The organism is Streptomyces cyaneofuscatus (genome assembly GCF_033109485.1).
In the GTDB taxonomy this organism is placed as follows: Bacteria; Actinomycetota; Actinomycetes; order Streptomycetales; family Streptomycetaceae; genus Streptomyces; species Streptomyces cyaneofuscatus.
On record NZ_CP137002.1, the window covers coordinates 1501573 to 1521232 of the forward strand.

General features: G+C 70.4%; 18 protein-coding genes and 1 pseudogene. 13 read left to right on the forward strand and 6 right to left on the reverse strand.

The window, feature by feature from the left end; all coding sequences use genetic code 11:
- Window positions 1-882 carry a zinc ABC transporter permease AztB gene (aztB, locus tag R2B67_RS06245; RefSeq protein ID WP_317816809.1) on the reverse strand — a complete coding sequence of 294 codons (882 nt, stop codon included), beginning with the start codon at window positions 880-882 and terminating at the stop codon, window positions 1-3.
- 23 nt (window positions 883-905) lie between these two features.
- Between aztB and aztA the strand changes: the two genes are divergently transcribed.
- Complete coding sequence (aztA, locus tag R2B67_RS06250) at window positions 906-1640, forward strand: zinc ABC transporter ATP-binding protein AztA (RefSeq protein ID WP_381073612.1); 735 nt, start codon at window positions 906-908, stop codon at window positions 1638-1640.
- Between the two features lie 185 nt (window positions 1641-1825).
- Here aztA and R2B67_RS06255 read toward each other — a convergent pair whose 3' ends face one another.
- Together R2B67_RS06255 and R2B67_RS06260 are read right to left on the reverse strand one after the other, a co-directional pair.
- Window positions 1826-3016, reverse strand: a complete 1191-nt coding sequence (locus tag R2B67_RS06255; RefSeq protein ID WP_317816811.1) for an aminotransferase class V-fold PLP-dependent enzyme — start codon at window positions 3014-3016, stop codon at window positions 1826-1828.
- A 115-nt stretch (window positions 3017-3131) separates the two neighbouring features.
- Window positions 3132-3827 carry a haloacid dehalogenase type II gene (locus tag R2B67_RS06260; protein WP_317816812.1) on the reverse strand — a complete coding sequence of 232 codons (696 nt, stop codon included), beginning with the start codon at window positions 3825-3827 and terminating at the stop codon, window positions 3132-3134.
- Between the two features lie 365 nt (window positions 3828-4192).
- Here R2B67_RS06260 and R2B67_RS06265 point away from each other — a divergent pair, with 365 nt between their 5' ends.
- On the forward strand, window positions 4193-4738 hold the full coding sequence (locus R2B67_RS06265) for a TetR/AcrR family transcriptional regulator (RefSeq protein ID WP_018514457.1): 546 nt from the start codon (window positions 4193-4195) through the stop codon (window positions 4736-4738).
- Between the two features lie 44 nt (window positions 4739-4782).
- On the opposite strand, the gene R2B67_RS06270 is transcribed toward R2B67_RS06265, so the two are convergent.
- From R2B67_RS06270 to R2B67_RS06280, 3 genes are read right to left on the reverse strand one after another with little or no spacing between them, the layout of a single operon-like run.
- Entirely contained in the window at window positions 4783-6327 is a 1545-nt protein-coding gene (locus tag R2B67_RS06270; RefSeq protein WP_317816813.1) for a helix-turn-helix domain-containing protein, read from the reverse strand.
- Window positions 6239-6814, reverse strand: coding sequence for a cupin (locus R2B67_RS06275; protein WP_317816814.1), 576 nt, complete (start codon window positions 6812-6814; stop codon window positions 6239-6241). The genes R2B67_RS06270 and R2B67_RS06275 overlap by 89 nt, the downstream gene beginning before the upstream one ends.
- Window positions 6811-7428 carry a class II aldolase/adducin family protein gene (locus tag R2B67_RS06280; RefSeq protein WP_317816815.1) on the reverse strand — a complete coding sequence of 206 codons (618 nt, stop codon included), beginning with the start codon at window positions 7426-7428 and terminating at the stop codon, window positions 6811-6813. The genes R2B67_RS06275 and R2B67_RS06280 overlap by 4 nt, the downstream gene beginning before the upstream one ends.
- 500 nt (window positions 7429-7928) lie before the next feature.
- Here R2B67_RS06280 and R2B67_RS06285 point away from each other — a divergent pair, with 500 nt between their 5' ends.
- The 11 genes and pseudogenes from R2B67_RS06285 to R2B67_RS06335 all read left to right on the forward strand — a co-directional run bounded on the left by R2B67_RS06285 (window position 7929) and on the right by R2B67_RS06335 (window position 19617).
- A complete protein-coding gene (locus R2B67_RS06285) occupies window positions 7929-8915 on the forward strand; it encodes a class I SAM-dependent methyltransferase (RefSeq protein WP_317816816.1) in 987 nt (328 codons plus the stop codon).
- A gap of 89 nt (window positions 8916-9004) precedes the next feature.
- Window positions 9005-10003 (forward strand): PLP-dependent cysteine synthase family protein, encoded by a 999-nt coding sequence (locus tag R2B67_RS06290; protein WP_317816817.1) that lies wholly within the window; start codon window positions 9005-9007, stop codon window positions 10001-10003.
- A complete protein-coding gene (locus tag R2B67_RS06295) occupies window positions 10003-11010 on the forward strand; it encodes a DMT family transporter (RefSeq protein WP_317816818.1) in 1008 nt (335 codons plus the stop codon). Before R2B67_RS06290 ends, R2B67_RS06295 begins: the two co-directional genes overlap by 1 nt.
- A gap of 15 nt (window positions 11011-11025) precedes the next feature.
- Window positions 11026-11667, forward strand: coding sequence for a class I SAM-dependent DNA methyltransferase (locus R2B67_RS06300; RefSeq protein WP_237328432.1), 642 nt, complete (start codon window positions 11026-11028; stop codon window positions 11665-11667).
- Window positions 11668-11717: 50 nt separating this feature from the next.
- Window positions 11718-12929 carry a methionine adenosyltransferase gene (gene metK / locus R2B67_RS06305; protein WP_317816819.1) on the forward strand — a complete coding sequence of 404 codons (1212 nt, stop codon included), beginning with the start codon at window positions 11718-11720 and terminating at the stop codon, window positions 12927-12929.
- A 130-nt stretch (window positions 12930-13059) separates the two neighbouring features.
- Entirely contained in the window at window positions 13060-14034 is a 975-nt protein-coding gene (locus R2B67_RS06310; protein WP_317816820.1) for a carbohydrate kinase family protein, read from the forward strand.
- Between the two features lie 105 nt (window positions 14035-14139).
- Window positions 14140-14265: a hypothetical protein gene (locus R2B67_RS06315; protein ID WP_019764170.1), complete on the forward strand. Its 126-nt coding sequence runs from the start codon at window positions 14140-14142 to the stop codon at window positions 14263-14265.
- Between the two features lie 64 nt (window positions 14266-14329).
- Window positions 14330-14837: pseudogene (locus R2B67_RS06320) on the forward strand (AAA family ATPase).
- Between the two features lie 165 nt (window positions 14838-15002).
- Window positions 15003-16472, forward strand: coding sequence for an aldehyde dehydrogenase family protein (locus R2B67_RS06325; RefSeq protein ID WP_317816821.1), 1470 nt, complete (start codon window positions 15003-15005; stop codon window positions 16470-16472).
- Window positions 16469-18034, forward strand: a complete 1566-nt coding sequence (locus R2B67_RS06330; RefSeq protein WP_317816822.1) for an APC family permease — start codon at window positions 16469-16471, stop codon at window positions 18032-18034. Before R2B67_RS06325 ends, R2B67_RS06330 begins: the two co-directional genes overlap by 4 nt.
- 14 nt (window positions 18035-18048) lie before the next feature.
- Window positions 18049-19617 carry a GMC family oxidoreductase gene (locus tag R2B67_RS06335; RefSeq protein WP_317816823.1) on the forward strand — a complete coding sequence of 523 codons (1569 nt, stop codon included), beginning with the start codon at window positions 18049-18051 and terminating at the stop codon, window positions 19615-19617.
- The last annotated feature ends 43 nt before the right edge of the window (window positions 19618-19660 follow it).

Sequence of the window (19660 nt, forward strand, 5' to 3'; positions counted from 1 at the left end):
TCAGGGCGTGGGGGAGATCGCGGCCGGGGCGACCGCCGGTTCGGGAAGACCGGCACGGCGCGCAGCGCGGCGGTGCCGCAGTCCGGCTGCGAAGTGGGACAGGAAGAAGAGTCCGACGGCGAGGGCCGAGACGGTCGCTCCGGCCGCGGTGCTCAGATGCCAGGACAGGAGCAGGCCCCCGAAGGTGGCGGCGGCACCGAGGAGCGCCGCGAGGGCCATGACGCCGCTGACGCTGCGCGCCCAGGGCAGGGCGGCCGCGGGCGGGGCGATGAGCAGACCGAGGACGAGCAGCGTGCCCACGATGTGGAAGGAGGCCACGATGGCCAGCGCCAGCAGGCCGAGCAGCACGGCATGGGCGAGCCGAGGGCGCAGCCCGAGCGTCCGGGCCTTGCGCTCGTCGAACGCGAGGGCCAGGAAAGCCCGGTAGCCGAACACCGAGACGGCCAGCGCCAGCAGCAGGGCTACGCCAAGAAGCAGCAGATCGCTCCCCCGCACGGCGAGGACGTCTCCGAACAGAAAGCCGGTGAGGTCCACCGCGAAGGACTGCGAGCGCGACACGATGATGACACCGAGCGACAGCATGCCCACGAACAGCAGGCCGATGCCGGTGTCTTGGGACAGTCGCGGAGTCCGGCCGAGGGCCGTGACGCCCGCCGCCATCACGGCCGCGCTCACCACCGCCCCCACCAGCAGACTGCTTCCGAGCAGCGAAGCGACCGCGACGCCGGGCAGCAGCCCGTGCGACATGGCGTCACCGAGGAAGGCCATCCCGCGGAGCACCACCCACGTTCCCGCGAGGGCGCATATCGCCGACACCAGGATCCCGGCCCATAGGGCCCTCTGCACAAAGGCCACCTCGAAAGGGGCCGTCAACCACTCCATACGAGGACCATATAATGACAACCATGTTCAATAACAACCCCTCGCTCTCGTCGGACGTCGAATCGCGGAATGAACGCGTCCGGTTCCAGCGACTGAGCGCCGGCTACCCCGGTCGCCCCGTGCTCCACCAACTCAGCGCCGATATACCGTCGTTGGCCATGACCGCCCTGGTCGGACCCAACGGAAGCGGCAAGTCGACGTTGCTGGGCGTCCTGGCCGGAGTGATCGCCGCCACATCCGGAGAACTGCTGTACACAGAGGGCTCCCCGCCCGCTTTCGTCCCGCAGCGCGGCGCCGTCGGCGACACGCTTCCCCTCACGGCGCGGCAGACGGTGGAGATGGGCCGCTGGGGACAGCGGGGCCTGTGGCGGCGGCTGACCCGCACGGACCGCAGCGCGGTCGACTCCGCCATGGAGAGGCTGGGGATCGCCGACGTCGGCGCCCGCCAGCTCGGCGAACTGTCGGGGGGCCAGCGTCAGCGCGTCCTGATCGCGCAGGGCCTCGCCCAGCAGTCCGACCTGCTCCTCCTGGACGAGCCGACCACCGGACTCGACCCCGAGGCGCGGGAGCGGATCACGGCCCTGCTGACGGACCTGGTCGCCGACGGCACCACCGTCGTCCAGGCCACCCACGACCTGGAAGCCGCCCGCTCGGCCGACGCCTGCCTGCTCCTGGCCGACGGACGACTGGTCGGGCAGGGATCACCGGAGGAAGTGCTCACCCCGGAGGCACTGGCCCGGATCTGGCAGTCGGCGTGACGCATCCACGCAGAGCCAGGATGCGCGCTCCGGCCGACTCCAGGAGGACTCGGTGCGGCCGTCCGGCGGCCCCACCCGCTGAGCTTCAGTACGCCCCGCACAGCCCGCATGACCTGGAAAGAGCGCCTGGTCCCTTCCGGGACATCTGACGCCCTTGAGCGAGCCTTGAGGGAGATGGGCCTTCGTCACCGTCCCTGCCTGCCCGCCGGGGCGAGTTCGGCGAGGGCTCCGACCGCACGGTCGACCTCGGCCTCGGTGTTGTAGTAGTGGGGTGAGAGCCGCACCAGCGGGTGGACATCCCGGTTCTCGGTGTCGAACTGGGTCTGCACCGGGTCCGTGACGCTGACGTTGATGCCCTGCACGGACAGGGCGGCGGCGGTGTCGGCCGGGGCCATGCCGTCGACCTTGCAGGTGACGATGGCGCACCGCCGCGTGCCGAGGTCGTGGGTGCTGACGCCGGGTACGGCGTCGAGGCCGTCGCGCAGACGTGCGCCGAGGGCGAAGGCACGCCGGCCGATCTCGTCGATGCCGAGGTCCAGAGCCTGCTGGACGGCGGCGCCGAGCCCCAGCGTGTTGGCGTAGCTGACCTCCCAGGTCTCGAAACGCCGGGCGCCGTCGTGCCAGGTGAAACCGCGCCCGCCGTCCCAGGTGGCCGACGCCGTCTCCGCCACGTACGGCTCCAGACGGCCGAGCGCCTCGGGGCGGACCCACAGGAAGCCCGTGCCGCGCGGGCCGCGCAGGAACTTGCGGCCCGTGGCGGTGAGCATGTCGCAGCCCAGCTCCGCGACGTCCACGGGGAACTGACCGACCGACTGGGTGGCGTCGAGGAGGAAGGGAACGCCGGCGGCACGGGTGAGGCGTCCGATCTCGGCGACCGGGTTGACCAGACCGCCGCTGGTCGGCACGTGGGTGACGCCCACCAGCTTGCAGCGGTCGTCGATCAGGTTCGCCAGGGCGGTGGTGTCGAGCTGACCGGACGCGTCGTCGGGGACGACGACGACCTCGGCACCGGTGCGCCGGGCTGTCTGCAGATAGGCCAGAACATTGCTGCCGTACTCGGAGCGGCCGGTGAGGATGCGGTCGCCCGGCTTGAGCTCCAGGGAGTAGAACGCGGCGTTCCAGGCGTGAGTGGCGTTGTCGAAGAGCGCGATCTCGTCCGCCCGGCCGCCCACCAGCCGGGCGATGTGCTCGTGGACGGCGTCGATCCGTCCGCGTTCCTGATCGGCCGCCTCGTAGCCGCCGATCGCGGCCTCCAGTTCCAGATGGGAGGTCACGGTCCGGAGCGTGCCCCGGGACAGCAGGCCCGCGCCCGCGTTGTTGAGGTGGAGCCGGTTCGCGGTGCCCGGGGTGTCCCTGCGTAGCGCTTCGATGTCCATGCTCCCCATCCCGATTCCCGTCCGGTGCGGCGCCGTTCCGGCTCACGGCTCCTGGGCACCCTTCCAGTGGATCACGGTGCGGTCACCGCGGTCGAGGGTGCGGTCCATCCGCCCGCTACGCGAACGGGGCCAGTTCGGCGGCCAGTTGCTCCAGGCTGCCCGCCCGCCAGTCGAAGGTGTCGGTGCCCTTCGGCGGGTCTCCGCCGGGGCGGTGCACATAGGCCGTGCGCATGCCCAGGGCCTGGGCGCCCCGCAGATCCCAGGCGTGGGCGGCGATCATCACCGTACGCTCCGGCGGGCAGGCCGCGGTGTCGACGGCGAGCTGGTAGACCGCTTTCAGCGGCTTGAACGCGCGGACGTCCTCCGCCGAGAGCGCCTGGTGCCAGCGCAGCCCGGTGTGGGCGTTGAGGCGGAGCAGATCCGCGCGGGCGGCGTTCGTGAGACCGATGACCGGGAACAGGCGCGCGAGAGCGGCGAGCCCGGTGAGGGAGTCCTGCCAAGGGGCCAGGCGCTGGGAGGCCGTGGCCAGACGCCGCAGGGCATCGGGGTCCGTGAGCCCGGCATCGCCGGCCACGCGCTCGACGGCCTCGCTGTCCAGGACCGTGGAGTTCGCGTAGGGCCGTTCGCCGTTCGCGATACGACGCTGTTCATGGGCGACGTGCCCCTCCCAGTCGGCGAGCAGCCGGTCGGCGGCCGCCTCGTCCGCGGCAGGGAACGCTTCGCGGATCGCGGTCCGCAGCCCGCCCGGCTGATCGACCATCGTGCCGAGGACGTCGAAGACGGCGACCTCGATCCTGCTTGCCGGAGTCATCGACCCGCCCCTTTCCGCGCCCGGGCGTCGCGCTACGCGATCGCCGTCCCCGGCAGGCTGGCCTGCCGGCGGGCACAGAGACGCGATGGGGCCGATCGAGGGCGTGTCCTGGGCGGGCGAGGCCACGGAGCCTGGGGCGTCCTGCCGGTCAGGGCGCGTTCGGTCTGCCGGTCAGGCCGGGGCGTCCTGCCGGTCAGGGCGGGTCCGTGAAAGGCCATCGTTAAGGCACCCGCGTTCGATTCCTGCCCTGCGGACGCTATCGCCTGTATACCGCTGGGTGTACCGTTGGCCAGGTGACCATCAGTAGTGAAACCCACGCGACGAGGACAAAGCGTCGGGGTGCCCACCATCTGACGCCGGCCGGTGTGAGAGTCCTCGAAACGGCCTCACGGCTCTTCTACGATCTCGGGATCCGGGCCGTCGGTGTGGAGGCGATCGCCGAGCAGGCGGGCGTCACCAAGAAGACGCTCTACGACTGCTTCGGCTCCAAGGACGATCTCATCGTCGCCTACCTCCAGGCCCGGGACGGCCTGTGGAGGTCCATGCTGGTGAAGCATGTCAACGGCCACGAGGGGCCGCCGGGTGAGCGGATTCTCGCCACCTTCGGCGCACTCCAGGAGTGGTCGACCGAGCGGAACAAGCGGGGCTGCGCCTTCATCAACGCTTCTGTGGAGCTGGCCGAGGACCACCCGGCCCGCGAGGTGGCGCGTCATCAGAAGGCGTGGTTCCTCGGCTTTCTGGAGGACCTCGCGCGGGAGGGCGGTGCCCAGGCGCCCGGCGATCTGGCCGCCCAGGTGCTCATCCTGCACGAGGGAGCCTGCATCGCGGGTCCCATGGGTTCGGTGGACCAGGCCGTGCGCCGGGCGGAAGAGGTGGCGGCCGTCCTCATCGAGCGGTCGCTCGCCGCCTGACGCCAGGCGCTGACCACCAGGCACCGGGCACCGGGATGAGCGCTTCAGGCGACGAGGGCCGCCTCGGTCTCCGCTCGGTCCTCCCTCTGTGCGGCCGCCGTCCCGCCGTCCAGTTGCCGGCAGAGGTCCGCCGCGTAGACGCGTAAGAGATCGTGCATCAGATAGTGGCGCTCGTCCTGCTGCCGGATCAGATGAGCGCTCGCCAGATCGCGCAGCAGCCGTACGGCCTCGGCGTCGCTGACCCCCGCGGTGACCGCGGTGGCCGCGACGTCGATCACCTGGCCGGGCAGCAGCCCCAGCAGCCGGAATATCCGTGCGCTCGGCTCGTCGAGAGCCCGGTAGGACGCGTCGAACGTGTGGCGCAGGGCCACATCCCCTTCGGCGAGGGCCAGCCGGGCTTCCTCCACCTTGAGCTCCGCGGCCAGCCGGTCCGCGCTGGGGTGCTGGCAGCTCACGATGTTCTCCGCCGCCAGCACCAGGGCCAGGGGCAGCCGCCCACACCGTTCCGCCAGCACCGTCAGTGCGGCGGGGTCGGCGTCCGCGCGCGCGTCCCCGATCATGGCGCGGAGCAGCATGGCGGCCTCCGGGCGGCACAGTTCCGTCATCGGCAGGGTGGCCGCGTCCACCCTGGACAGCAGACCGGGCAGACGCGAACGGCTGGTCACCACGACGGCGCTGCCCGGCGAGCCGGGCAGCAGATGGTGCACCTGCTGGGCGTCGGCGGCGTTGTCCAGGACCAGCAGCACCTCGCGCCCGTGCAGATAGGAGCGGAAGGCGGCGGCCCGCTGGTGCAGGTCGGCCGGCAGCCGCTCGCCGGGCACCCCCACCGCGTGGAGCAGATGCCCCAGGACGTCGAACGGGTCGGCTGCCTCTCCCGGTTCGGGGCCTTCGAGGTCGACGAACAGCTGGCCGTCGGCGAAGCGGCCGTCACAGACCGCCTGGTGTGCCCACTGGACGGCCAGGGCGGTCTTGCCGACGCCCGGCGGACCGTTGATCACCGCGACGGGCACGGCGAGGGACCGGTCGTCCCCGAGCCACTGGCTCAGCTGCTTCAGATCACGCCGCCTCCCTGTGAAGAAGCGCTTGGCCGGAGGGAGTTGGGCCGGATGAACCCATCCGGCGCTCGGCCGGGAGGCGGCTTCGAGCGCCGTCGCGATGGCGGTGAACCTGCTCCCGGAGTCCAGCACCCGGTCGCAGGCCGCCCCGAGAACCACCGACGGCGTGCGCTTGCCGTTCTCCACCTTGCTGAGATGCCCTCGGTTGAAGTGCACCAGGCCGGCCAACTGCGTGAGCGAGAGCCCGCGCCGCTCGCGGTGGGCCCGGAGCAGGTGGCCGAAGGTCCCTGGCGAGTCGGCACCGCACGGACAGTCCGGGCCGCTCGGTTCCGGTCGGCTTCCCGTGCTGTCCTGCACTGAATTCCGTAACACTGCGAACTCCCTGAAGTCGTAGGACCGCGCCGTGGCTCCTGAGCGGCGCAGGTCGGCCGAGTGGGACTGCCGCTCAGGGCAGCGCCAGCAGATCGTCGAGCGTCGGGAACCGGGCGGCGATGTCGCCCGGGGGGAATCGGACACCGGACCGGTCGCCCGCACGGAGGAAGCGGACAGATGTGTAGCGGGGGGTCGCTCCGGCATCGAACCAGTGCCCCGTACGGCTGGGCACCGAAAGCAGGTCACCGGGCGTGCAGACCAGTGCGTAGACCTGGCCCGCGGCATGGAGGTAGTGACAGCCGGTACCCGCCACCAGGAAGCGCACCATGTCCTCCTCGTGCAGATGCCGCCGACGGAACTTCTCGCGGTTCGCCCGTGACCTCTGCGGCCCGGGACCGGCCGGCGCGGGGGTGAGGCGTCTGATGTCGACGGCCTGGTAGCCGTTCTCGGCGCTCACATGGTCGATATGGCTCCGGTAGGCGTTCAGAATCGTCGCGTCGTCCGCGTCGACGGGAATCCGCCGGGCGGCGCGCCACCGGGAGAAACGCACCCCGACCCTCAGCAGTTGGGTACGTACGACCTCCGGGTCCTCCGACCGCAGCTGCACCGCGCCGGGGTCGTCGGCCGCCATGACCTGTAACAACGTCACCAGGTCTTCCCCTCGGCCTCCCCGGGACCGGCGGCGGGCGTCGGCCGCAGGGCGCGGCCGAGTTCCCTGATCCGCTCCAGTCCGGACAGCGCTTCGTCCGGGCTCCGGCCCCACGTGAAGACGGCCGAACCGTCGAACAGCACGGCGGTCACGGGGCCGGAGAGGTCGATGAGCTTCTCCAGGCCGGCCACGTCGTCCCGCCCGGACGTGCTCCGCGGGCCGGGGGCGACCGTCAGCACCGTCGCGCCGGCGGAAGGGGCCGCGCCGACCGCCTCCGTGAGAGCCACGGTGGCGGGTTCGCGTGTGTGGATCACGGCACCGCCGCCCGGAAGCTGACGGTGGATCGCGAGATGTGCCGGGGTCTCGGGGGGCGGCCAGGCGAGCTCCCCGAGCAGCGGCAGCCCCTCCTCCGGGTCGATCAGCACGGCGTTCCGGCCGGTCCGGGGTGGTTCCCCGTCCTCCTCGCCGGCCGAGATGACGACGGCCTCGCCCGATCGGATCGAGACGCAGCAGGAAGCCTGTCCCGGCGGATCGGACCGGTCCAGCGACCGACAGGCGAGCAGCACCAGTTCACGGTGCCGTTCGACTTCCTCGTGGACCCGTACGGGCTTCACGGACTCCCCCTCGCTGTCATGGCGGTGATGTCCAGGGACCGTTCAGGCGCCTGGCCGGACACCGGGACTGGCACGCATGCCTCCCCCCGGAGCGAGGAGCGGCGTGTATACCAACCGGTATAGATACAAGCTAGGGAGTCGCTTCTCGCCGTGTCAACGGCGCCCCGGCGGATGGCCGGAAAGAGCCTCCGGCGGCCGATCCGGCCGATTCCCCTGCCCCTGGTGTCCGGGGAAGTTCAGGTACGGGCGTCGGGAACGGACAGCGCTCCGTGGATAGGGCATCCAGCTGTTTGCGGCCGGTTCGGTGGTGCTGCTGTTGCCAGTCGGGTGGCAACAGAGTTGCCCTGTACACGGATTCCGGGGCGGTGCGACAGTGAGTACGCCTTCAGGGGAGGAGCAATGTCTCGTAGGGGCGCTATCCGGTGCACCACGCATTTCTCTGGGCGCCGACCGCAATTCTTCGTACCGGCAGAGCTTTTGCCATGTCGCAGGAGGCTGAGATGAGTTCACGTATCGACACCACGGAACTGGTTGTGTCCCCGAGCGAGTTCTTCCAGATCGGAAAGACAGAACGGATCCGGCCATCCGTGGAGATCACGCTGTCGGATCACTCCTACCTTCCGAAGGCGGACGATCCGCGAGCGGACTGGGTCGCCAGCGTCGCCGTACCCGCGTTCAAGACCCTGGCGCGGATGGGCTTCCTCGCCCCGAAGTTCTGCACCATCGGCACCGGGGCCGGCCTGGACGTCCTGGCCGCCGTGGAGATCCTCCGCTCGCGGTCGGTGGGCTTCACGGATCTGCACGAGGACGTTCTCGAGCACGCGCGGCAGAACATCCGCGGCAACCTCCTCGCCCAGGACATCGAACTGATCGGAGGCGCCGGGGACATCCTCGCGCCGCTCGCCGGCAAGGTCGCGCAGGTGGACGTCGTCTACGAGAACCTCCCCAACATCCCCATGGCGGGCGTCGGCGACCTCGACGACGGCCAGACGAGTTCGACGTTCATCGAGGAGCGGCGTGAGGAGGTCCCCGGCTTCGCCGAGAAGAACCTGGTCACCCTGCACTACCTCGCCCTGCAGCAGGCACACCCGATCCTCCGGGTCGGCGGCCGGGTGCTCTCGTCGATCGGGGCGCGGGTGCCGCTGTCGGAGATCCTGGCGCTCTCCAGTGCCGCCGGATACAACGGCGGCATCCTGACCTACACCTGGAAGATCCAGTCCGAACCCCTGGACGTCGTCGGGGGCTACGCCCGGTGGGAGCGGGAAGGGCTCGGGCCGTTCCACTTCTACCCGGTCGACGTCCTGCGCGAGGTTTTCGCCGGTCTCACGGTCGCGGCCGCCGGTGCGCAGGCCCTCCAGCTGGAGAAGGAACTCGCGCCGCACGAGATATCGGCGGTGGACGCCCTCACCCGGGTGGAAAGGGGCGAGAAGGTCGGTCACACCGTGGCCATCCTCGACTCCGTGAAAATCCCTGATTCCGCTCTCTGATCACGGAGCGCGGCGACCGGCCGCCCACCGGCCCGCTATGCCGTCACCTTCCCGTCACCTTCCCGACGCCGCTGATGTGAGGAATCGGAATGAATGTTCAGTCGGTCATCGGCAGAACACCTCTGGTGGAACTGACCACGTTCGATGTTCCCGTCGGCGTTCGCCTTTTCGCCAAGCTCGAATTCCTGAATCCGAGCGGCAGCATCAAGGACCGCATGGTCAGTCACATACTGGCCGACGCCGAGCACCGCGGCCTGCTCCGGCCGGGCGGGACGATCGTCGAGAACACCTCGGGGAACACGGGCGCGGCGATCGCGATGATGGCGGCCACCCGCGGGTACCGCGCCATCCTCACCATGCCGGACAAGGTCAGCGACGAGAAGCGGGACGCCCTGCGTGCCATGGGTGCCGAGGTCGTCGTCTGCCCGACCTCGGCCGCTCCCGGCTCGGCGAAGCACTACGTCACCTGCGCCCGGCGCATCCACGCCGAGACACCGGGCTCGTTCATGCTGAACCAGTACGACAACCCCCTCAACGCCGAAGCCCACTTCCGTTCCACGGGCCCGGAGATCCGGGAGGCGCTCGGCGACTCCGTGACGGCGTTCGTCGCCTCGGGCAGCACCGGCGGGACGATCTCCGGGATCTCCCGCTTCCTGAAGGAACAGAACCCGGACGTCACCTCGGTGCTGCTGGACCCGGTCGGCTCCATCTACCACCGCTACTTCCACGACGGGGTGGTCGACCCCACCGAGATCGCCCCGTACTTCGTCGAGGGCGTCGGCGAGGACCACCTGGCCGAGTGCATGGACTTCTCGCTCATCGACGACGTCATGCGGTTCTCCGACGCCGACGCCTTCGCCACGTGCCACCACCTGGCCCGGCGCGAGGGCCTCGTCTGCGGTGGGACGGCCGGGGCCAACGTCTGGGGCGCCGTGCGCGTGGCCCGCTCGCTGGAGGGACCGGCCGTCGTCGTCACCGTGCTCCCGGACAGCGGGAGCAAGTACATGTCGAAGATCTACAACCCGAACTGGCTGAAGGAAAACGGATTCAGCTCCGGGGACACCTCCGAACGGAAAAGCGCTCTGTAATGGGAAGCACGCCGAAGAATGTCATCGCCGCACTGACGGCTGCCCTCCTGTGGGCCTTCGCCTTCGTGGCCCCGGCCGCGGTGCAACCCGCGAGTGAACTGCTCCTGGTGACCGGACGGTACTCCCTGTTCGGCCTCTGCGGACTCTACGTCCTGTGGCGGGGCCGGAAGCAGCTGAAGCTGATGCCCGTGCGGAGAGTCCTCTTCGGCCTGTGGATCGGTTTCGTCGGCTACTTCATCTTCTACGTCTGCGTCTCGTATTCGGCGACCATGGACAGCGGATTCATCACGGCCGTCGTCGTCGGATCGTCGCCGATCACCATCGCGGTGGCCGGGAACTTCGCGGAGAAGCGCATGCCCTGGCGTGAGCTGATCGCTCCCGTGGTCCTGATCATCATGGGGCTGGGGCTCCTCAGTGTCTCCGACCTCATCTCGGGGAAGGACCTCGAAGGCGCCAACGACTCGATCTTCGCGATCCTGCTCGCCATCGGCGCCATGCTGACCTGGTCCTACTTCGTGGTCCGCAACGCCCAGTCGCAGCGCACCTGGGAGACCAAGCCCGACCCCACCCTCTGGGCCGGACTCGTGGCCATGGGGGCCGGCGGCGCCTCGATGGTGCTGCTGCCCTTCGCCATCGCCTCGACTCCCCCCGAGACGTTCGAACCGTATCCGCTGTTCAAGATCATCGCGTGGTGTGTGTTCCTCGGGGTCATCGCCTCGTGGTGGGGGACCCTGATCTGGGTGAAGGCCGCACAAGGGATTCCCGTCCCCCTCGTCGGCCCGCTGCTCGCCACGGAGACCATCTTCGGAGCCATCCTCAGCCTTCCCGTGGAGAACCGCCTGCCCACCTGGTCGGAAGTGACCGGAGCGCTGTTCGTCCTCGCGGGCATCGCCGTCTACATGCTCTTCGACGTGAAGAACTCCCGGCTGCGTATCCGGAGCAGCCGGGACGCGGAAGGCGACGGCAACAAGAAAGCGGACGCATCGGAAGTACCTGCCCCTACCTGACAGAGAGGTCATTCCATGAGCAGCTCCTTCACGAACATCAAGCAGTCGCACGTCTTCTTCGAGGACGCCCCCGGGCTGAAGAACTACTACGAGAACTGGGCGACGGGCTACGACGCGGACCTCGCCGACCAGAAGTGGATCGCGCCGAGGGTCGCCGCCAACTTCGTGCACCTGCTCGCCTCCGCCTACGGAACACCGCAGACCGAGATATTCGACGCCGGCTGCGGCACCGGCCTCGTCGGCAGCGTGCTGAAGACGCTGGGAACGTACGAGATCGACGGCGTCGACCTCTCCGAGAACATGGCCGCCGAGGCACGGAAGACCGACGCCTACCGCAAGGTCTACGGCGGTGTGGACCTCTCGGTGCCGGAGCGGGACGAGCGGCTGTCCCAGTACGGCATCGTCGTCAGCAGCGGGGTCTTCACCCTCGGCCACGTCCGGCCGCCGGCGCTGCTCACCCTGATCGAGTACGCCAGGCCCGGCGGGCTGATCCTGGTCTCCACCCGGGGCTCCTACGCCACGGAGACCGGCTTCGAGGAGTTCGCGCTGGCGCCGGAGGTCGCCGCGCGCGCCACGCTCCTGTTCAAGATGCCGGACGCCGGCTACATCGCCGAAGAGGGCGCCGACTACTGGGTGTTCCGCAAGACCACGTCGTAGTCGTAGAGGCAGGCGCCACCGTCCCCATCCGCCACATCTCTGGAGCGCCCATGTCCCGCACCCTCTTCACCTCGGAGTCCGTGACCGAGGGGCACCCTGACAAGATCGCCGACCAGATAAGCGACACCGTTCTCGACGCACTGCTCAGCCGCGACCCCGCCGCACGCGTCGCGGTCGAGACCCTGATCACCACCGGCCAGGTCCATGTCGCGGGCGAGGTGTCGACCACCGCCTACGTCGACATCGCGCACCTGGTGCGGCAGAAGATCATCGACATCGGGTACGACTCGTCCGCCAAGGGCTTCGACGGAGCGTCCTGCGGTGTGTCGGTGTCGATCGGCGCGCAGTCGCCGGACATCGCGCGGGGCGTCGACTCGGCGTACGAGAGGAGGGTGGAGGGCGAGCGGGACGAGCTCGGCGAACAGGGCGCGGGCGACCAGGGCCTGATGTTCGGATACGCGACCGTCGAGACACCCACGCTCATGCCGCTTCCGATCGAGCTGGCCCACCGCCTCTCCCGGCGGCTGACGGAGGTCCGCAAGGACGGCACCGTCCCCTATCTGCGACCGGACGGGAAGACCCAGGTCACCGTGGAGTACGTCGGGAGCCGCCCGGTCCGGCTCGACACCGTGGTGGTCTCCTCGCAGCACGCGGGCGACGTCGACCTGGACGGCACGCTCGCCCCCGACATCCGCGAGCACGTCGTCGAACAGGTGCTCACCGGGCTGGCGGAGGACGGCATCAAGGTGGAGACGGACGAGTACCGCCTCCTGATCAACCCGACCGGCCGTTTCGAGATCGGCGGACCGATGGGGGACGCGGGCCTCACCGGGCGCAAGATCATTATCGATACGTACGGGGGCATGGCCCGTCACGGCGGTGGCGCGTTCTCCGGCAAGGACCCTTCCAAGGTGGACCGTTCGGCGGCCTACGCGACGCGCTGGGTCGCCAAGAACATCGTCGCGGCGGGTCTCGCGGCACGCTGCGAGATCCAGGTCGCCTATGCCATCGGGAAAGCCGAGCCGGTGGGGCTGCTGGTCGAGACCTTCGGCACGAACACGGTCGCCGTGTCCCGGATCGAGTCGGCCGTCCGGCGGGTCTTCGACCTCCGTCCGGCCGCGATCATCCGGGATCTCGACCTGCTGCGGCCCATCTACGCCCGGACCGCCGCCTACGGCCACTTCGGCCGTGAGCTGGAGGAGTTCACCTGGGAACGCACCGACCGTGCCGACGCCCTGCGGGCGGCGGTCGCGGCCGGCTGAGGGCGCCGGGCCCGGGTCCTCCCGGCCCTCCGGCCGGCGGTGCGCGGCTCCCCCGGGCCGCGCACCGCCGCATTCCCTCCCCCTCCCGCGCCGCGTCCACCACCGGCCACAGCTTCGAGGAGCGCCGTCCATGCGTATCGCCGTCACCGGGTCCATCGCGACCGACCATCTGCTGACCTTTCCCGGCCGCTTCGCCGAGCAGCTGATCAAGGAACAGCTGGAGCGGGTGTCCCTGTCGTTCCTCGCCGACGCCCTTGAGGTGCGCAGGGGAGGCGTCGGCGCCAACATCTGCTTCGGACTGGGCCTGTTGGGGCTGGAGCCGACTCTCGTCGGCGCCGCGGGAGCGGACTTCGCGGAGTACGGTGCCTGGCTGCGGTCGCACGGCGTGGACACCTCCGCCGTCCGGGTCAGCGAATCCCTGCACACTGCACGGTTCGTCTGCACCACCGACGAGGACCAGAACCAGATCGCCACCTTCTACGCCGGCGCCATGGCCGAAGCCCGCCGGATCGACCTGGCGTCTCTGGCGGACCGGCCCGAACTGGTGCTCATCGGCGCCGACGACCCCGAGGCCATGCTCCGGCACACCGCCGCAGCCCACCGCCTCGGCATCCCGGTGGCGGCCGACCCCTCGCAGCAGCTGGCCCGCCTCGACCGCGACCAGGCCCGCCAACTGGTCGACGGGGCGCGGTGGCTGTTCACCAACGAGTACGAGGAGGCACTGCTCGTCGAACGCACCGGATGGTCCAAGGCCGACCTCCTCGACCGCGTCGGCACCTGGATCACGACCTTGGGCGCGGACGGGGTCGCCCTGGCCCGTGGCGGCTCACCCGGACTGCGGGTCCCGGCCGTGCCCGCGGAGCGGATCGCCGATCCCACGGGCGCGGGAGACGCCTTCCGCTCCGGCTTCCTCGCCGGTACGGCATGGGGGTGGCCGCAGGAACAGGCGGCGCGACTGGGCTGCGCGCTGGCCACCACGGTGCTCGAAGCGATCGGCACCCAGGAGTACAAGCTGGCCCCGGCCGATCTGACGGCGCGCATGGAACGCACCTACGGCCCCGACGCGGCGCGCACCGCGGAACCGCGACTCGCCGAACTCTGCTGACGCGGACAGCCGTCGTCAGCAGGTTGTTGCTATACAGGTATGTATAGTTTTCATCAGGAGCCTTCCCGTAGCCCGGACCCGAGCCACAATGCAGGGAGATACCTGATGCGGACGCTGCTGCACAAAGCCTGGAACCTGTTACGGGACATCGCGTACGGCGTCAACGCGGGGCACGCCATCAGACTGGGGCTGAAGGCTCCCGCCGGCAGGCGCTGCGAGACGTCGTCCTGACGGTCGCGCGGCACTCGCGGCCGGCGGCGGTCCGCACCATCGGCCGTGCGGCATCCTGGGCCCCATGTTCATCGTCATCGGCGGACTCCCCGGCACCGGCAAGACCACCCTGGCGGCGGCTCCTGGCCGCACGTACCGGCGCTGTCCACCTGCGCGTCGACACGATCGAGCAGGCGATCGTCCGCTCGGGCCTGGCCGGGCACCCCGTCGGGCCGGCCGGGTACACCGTGGGGTACGCCCTGGCCGGGGACCACCTCCGGCAGGGGCTGTCCGTGATCGCGGAGTCCGTGAACCCGCTGGCCGTCACCCGTGATGCCTGGCGGGGCGTGGGCATCGCGGCGGGCGTCCCGGCTGTCGAGGTCGAGGTGGTCTGCTCGGATACGGCCGAGCACCGGCGCCGCATCGCCACCCGCTCCTCCGACATCCCCGGCCTGCCGCAGCCCGACTGGCAGCAGATCCTCGACCGCGACCACCAGCCCTGGGACCGGGAGCACGTCGTCGTCGACACGGCGGGGCAGGAGCCGCAGGAGTCCCTCGCATCGCTCGTCCGCCGACTGCACGCGTACGCGTAGTACCGACGGCAGACGTCGGTACCGACCGCACCACGGCATGGCCCGCCCGGACGCGCCCACCCTGCGTGCACGCCTTACCGGCCTTACTCTCTGTCCTGGAGCCGGCACAGAAGGTGCCGGGCCCCGCCTGCCCCACCCCGTGCAGGACCCGTACAGGAGGAGCCCATGCCGGAGCTGTTCATCGGCGGCCGGTGGACCGCCGCCGCCGACGGGGGCACGCGCGAGATCCGCTGCCCGGCCGACGGCACCCTGGTGGCCACCGTCGACGAGGGCGGTCGCGCGGATGCCGAGGCGGCCGTCGCCGCCGCCCGGGCCGCCTTCGACGACGGGCCCTGGCCCGGTACGCCGGCCGCCGAGCGCGGGCGGCTCCTGCTGCGGGTCGCGGAGCTGCTGGAGCGCGACAAGGATCTCTTCGCGCGGGCGGAGTCGCTGGACACCGGCAAGCGGCTGGTCGAGAGCGCGTACGACATGGACGACATCGCCAACTGCTTCCGGTACTTCGGCAATCTCGTCGCCGCCGGGGACGGGGGCCGGGTCGTCGACACCGGGATCGCGGACGTCGACAGCCGGATCACGCACGAGCCGGTCGGGGTCTGTGCCCTCATCACCCCGTGGAACTATCCGCTGCTCCAGACCGCGTGGAAGGTCGCCCCGGCGCTCGGGGCAGGCAACACCTTCGTACTCAAACCCAGTGAGCTGACCCCGCACACCGCAGTCCTGCTGATGGGGCTGCTCGTCGAGGCCGAGCTGCCGGAGGGGGTCGCCAACCTGGTGCTCGGGGCGGGCGCGGCTGTCGGCGCGCCGCTCACCGAGGATCCGCGGGTGGACATGGTGTCGTTCACCGGCGGGCTCACCACCGGCCGGGCCATCATGGCGGCCGCCGCGCCGACCGTGAAGAAGGTGGCCCTGGAGCTGGGCGGCAAGAACCCGAACATCGTCTTCGCCGACGCCGACTTCGAGACCGCCGTCGACTACGGGCTGATGGCGGTCTTCCTGCACTCGGGGCAGGTCTGCTCGGCGGGGGCGCGGCTCCTCGTGCAGGACGAGTTGCACGACCGGTTCGTGGACGAGCTGGTGGCGCGGGCCCGCCGGATCAGGCTCGGCGGCCCCTTCGACGAGGACGCCCGGAGCGGCCCGCTGATCTCGGCCGCGCACCGGGACAAGGTCGAGGCGTACGTGGCGGAAGGCATCGCCGAGGGCGCGGTGCTGCGCTGCGGCGGGGCGCGGCCCGATGATCCCGCGCTGGCCGACGGCTTCTACTACCCGCCGACCGTCCTGGACGAGTGCACGTCCTCCATGTCGGTGGTGCGGGACGAGTCGTTCGGGCCGGTCCTCACGGTGGAACGGTTCCGGGACGAGGACGAGGCCGTGCGGCTGGCCAACGACACCGTGTACGGGCTGGCGGGCGCGGTCTGGACGCAGGACGGCGGGCGCGCCCACCGGGTGGCCTCGCGGCTGCGCGCCGGCACCGTGTGGATCAACGACTTCCACCCCTACGTACCGCAAGCGGAATGGGGCGGCATGAAGCAGTCCGGCTTCGGCCGCGAGCTGGGACCGGCGGGGCTCGCCGAGTACCAGGAGGCCAAGCACATCTGGCGCAATGCCGCCGCCACTCCGCAGCGGTGGTTCGAGTGAGCCGGGCCGAGGGACCCGAGGACCGGGTCGCGGACAGCAGCCACGACGACGAAGCGCTCGGCGAGCTGGGCTACAAGCCCGAACTCAAGCGCACCCTCGGTAACTTCCACACCTTCGCCGCCGGGATCAGCTACATCTCGATCCTCACCGGCACGTTCCAGCTGTTCTACTTCGGCGTCAGCTTCGGCGGTCCCGCCTACTGGTGGTCCTGGCCGATGGTCTTCTGCGGGCAGCTGATGGTGGCCCTGTGCTTCTGCGAGCTGGCGGCCCGCTATCCGGTCGCCGGTTCGGTCTACAACTGGGCCAAGAAGATGGGCGGCCCGCATGTGGGGTGGCTCGGCGGCTGGATGATGATGACGGCCACCATGGTCACGCTCTCGGCGGTGGCGCTGGCCTACCAGATCACGCTGCCGCAGATCGACAGCTGGTTCCAGTTCATCGGCGACGGCAGCGGCCAGAACGACCAGGCGGCCAACGCGGTCCTCCTGGGTACGGTGCTCATCCTCTTCTCCACGCTGGTGAACGCGTTCGGCGTCAAGCTGATGGCCCGGATCAACTCCGCGGGCGTCTTCATCGAGCTGATCGCCGCCGTCGCCCTGATCATCTTCCTGGGCGCGCACATCACCCGGGGCCCCAGCACCGCCCTGACGGAGACGTACGGCCTCGGCAGCGGCCAGTCGCTCGGCTACTTCGGGGCGTTCCTCACCGCGTCGCTGGCCTCCGCCTATGTGATGTACGGCTTCGACACCGCTTCCTCCCTCGGCGAGGAGTCGCACAACCCGGGCCGCAACGCGCCCCGTGCCATCCTGCGGGCGCTGATCGCGTCCTTCACCATCGGCGCGTTCATCCTGCTGTTCGCCCTGCTGGCGGTGCCGGACCTGCAGGCCGAGGAGCTGTCCACGGGCGGGCTCCAGTACGTGGTGCTGGCGACGCTCGGCGAGACCATCGGGGAGATCTTCCTCTGGTCGGTGGTCGTCGCGATCACGGTCTGCGTGCTGGCCGTGCAGGCGGCCGGGATCCGGCTGATGTTCGCCATGGCCCGGGACAACAACCTTCCCGCCGGCTCGAAGCTGGCCCGGGTCAGCCCCCGGTTCCAGACACCGGTGGTGCCCGCCGTGCTGATCGGGGTGGTCGGCGTGGTGATCCTGGTGGTCAACATCAACCAGCCGCAGATCTTCTCGGTGATCACCAGCATCGCCATCATCATGATCTACGTGGCCTATCTGCTGGTCACCGTGCCCATGCTGCTGCGCCGGCTGCGCGGCACATGGGAGCCGCGCGAGGGCGCCTTCTCGCTGGGCCGCTTCGGACTGCCGGTGAACATCCTCGCGGTGCTCTGGGGCACGGCGATGTCCCTCAACCTGGCCTGGCCGCGCGCCGAGGTCTACAACGCGACGGGCCCGCAGCACTGGTACCTGCGGTGGGGCGCGTTCCTCTTCATCGGCGTCGTCGCGCTGGGCGGCTTCGCCTACTACTGGTTCGTCCAGCGGCACCGTACGGGCGTGCTCGCCGAGCACCGCTTCGAGGCCGAGGACCCCGCCGCTCCCCCGCCGAACCTCTGAACCCTGGAGACGCGATGCCCGCTCAGAGCCCTGCGCCCACGTACGACTACGTCGTGGTCGGCGGCGGTACGGCCGGTGCCGTCGTCGCCGCCCGGCTCACCGAGGACCCGGACGTCACCGTCTGCGTACTCGAAGCCGGACCGTCGGACGTCGGTGACGACAGCATCCTGCGGCTGGACCGGTGGATGGCGCTGCTGGAGTCCGGTTACGACTGGGACTATCCGGTCGAGCCGCAGGAGTACGGCAACAGCTTCATGCGGCACGCCCGCGCCAAGGTGCTCGGCGGCTGCTCCTCGCACAACTCGTGCATCGCCTTCTGGGCCCCGGCCGAGGATCTCGACGAGTGGGGCGCGCTGGGCTGCACCGGCTGGAGCGCGGCGGACTGCTTCCCGCTGTACAAACGGCTGGAGACGAACGACGCGCCCGGCGACCACCACGGCCGCTCCGGCCCGGTCACCCTCCGGACGGTCCCGGCCGACGACCCGTGCGGTACGGCGCTGCTGGAGGCGTGCGCGGAGGCCGGGATCCCCACCACCCCGTTCAACACGGGCACCACGGTGGTCCGGGGCGCGCACTGGTTCCAGATCAACGCCCGCGAGGACGGGACCCGTTCCTCGGCCTCGGTCTCGTACCTCCATCCGGTCCTCGGGAAGCGGCCCAACCTGGAGCTGCGGACCGGACTCCAGGCGAAGCGGCTGCTGTTCGACGGCGAGGACGGGCGGCGGTGCACCGGAGTGGAGTACCTGGAGCCGGACACCGTACACAGCGGCAGGGTGTACGCCCGGCGCGAAGTGATCGTGGCCTGCGGGGCGATCGACTCGCCCAAGCTGCTGATGCTCTCCGGGATCGGCCCGGCAGGCCATCTGCGGGAGACCGGGGTAGAGGTCCGGGTCGACTCCCCCGGCGTCGGCTCGCACCTTCAGGACCACCCGGAGGGCGTGATCATGTGGGAGGCGAAGCAGCCCATGGTCACCACCTCCACCCAGTGGTGGGAGATCGGGATCTTCGCCGACACGGAACCGGGCCTGGACCGGCCGGACCTGATGTTCCACTACGGCTCGGTGCCGTTCGACCTGAACACCTACCGGCGTGGCTACCCGACCTCCGAGAACGCGTTCTGCCTCACCCCGAACGTCACCCGGGCCCGCTCCCGGGGCACGGTCCGGCTCCGCACCCGGGACTTCCGGGACAAGCCGCGGGTCGATCCGCGCTACTTCACCGACGAGCACGACGTACGGGTGATGACGTACGGGCTCCGCCTCGCCCGGGAGATCGTGGCGAAGCGGCCCATGGCCGCCTGGGCGGGCACCGAGCTGGCCCCGGGGGCGGCCGCGACCACGGACGCGGAGCTGTTCGACTACATCCGCGAGACGCACAACACCGTCTACCACCCGGCGGGGACGGTACGGATGGGTGCGGCCGACGACCCGGACTCCCCGCTCGACCCGCAGCTGCGGGTCAAGGGGGTCACCGGGCTGCGGGTGGCCGACGCGTCGGTGATGCCGGTGCTCACCACGGCCAATCCGTGCATCACGACCATGATGATCGGCGAGAAGTGCGCCGATCTGATCAAGGAGAGCTGAGCCGCCCGTCCCCTACGCGCACAGGGCACTTATTCGCACACCC

Bases quoted from the DNA above. Each gene is read 5' to 3' on its own strand.
- metK (WP_317816819.1), top strand. From the start codon at position 11,718: ATGTCCCGCACCCTCTTCACCTCGGAGTCCGTGACCGAGGGGCACCCT.
- R2B67_RS06290 (WP_317816817.1), top strand. From the start codon at position 9,005: ATGAATGTTCAGTCGGTCATCGGCAGAACACCTCTGGTGGAACTGACC.
- R2B67_RS06325 (WP_317816821.1), top strand. From the start codon at position 15,003: ATGCCGGAGCTGTTCATCGGCGGCCGGTGGACCGCCGCCGCCGACGGG.
- R2B67_RS06285 (WP_317816816.1), top strand. From the start codon at position 7,929: ATGAGTTCACGTATCGACACCACGGAACTGGTTGTGTCCCCGAGCGAG.
- R2B67_RS06315 (WP_019764170.1), top strand. From the start codon at position 14,140: ATGCGGACGCTGCTGCACAAAGCCTGGAACCTGTTACGGGACATCGCG.
- R2B67_RS06300 (WP_237328432.1), top strand. From the start codon at position 11,026: ATGAGCAGCTCCTTCACGAACATCAAGCAGTCGCACGTCTTCTTCGAG.
- aztB (WP_317816809.1), bottom strand. From the start codon at position 882: ATGGAGTGGTTGACGGCCCCTTTCGAGGTGGCCTTTGTGCAGAGGGCC.
- R2B67_RS06335 (WP_317816823.1), top strand. From the start codon at position 18,049: ATGCCCGCTCAGAGCCCTGCGCCCACGTACGACTACGTCGTGGTCGGC.
- R2B67_RS06310 (WP_317816820.1), top strand. From the start codon at position 13,060: ATGCGTATCGCCGTCACCGGGTCCATCGCGACCGACCATCTGCTGACC.
- R2B67_RS06260 (WP_317816812.1), bottom strand. From the start codon at position 3,827: ATGACTCCGGCAAGCAGGATCGAGGTCGCCGTCTTCGACGTCCTCGGC.
- aztA (WP_381073612.1), top strand. From the start codon at position 906: ATGTTCAATAACAACCCCTCGCTCTCGTCGGACGTCGAATCGCGGAAT.
- R2B67_RS06295 (WP_317816818.1), top strand. From the start codon at position 10,003: ATGGGAAGCACGCCGAAGAATGTCATCGCCGCACTGACGGCTGCCCTC.
- R2B67_RS06255 (WP_317816811.1), bottom strand. From the start codon at position 3,016: ATGGACATCGAAGCGCTACGCAGGGACACCCCGGGCACCGCGAACCGG.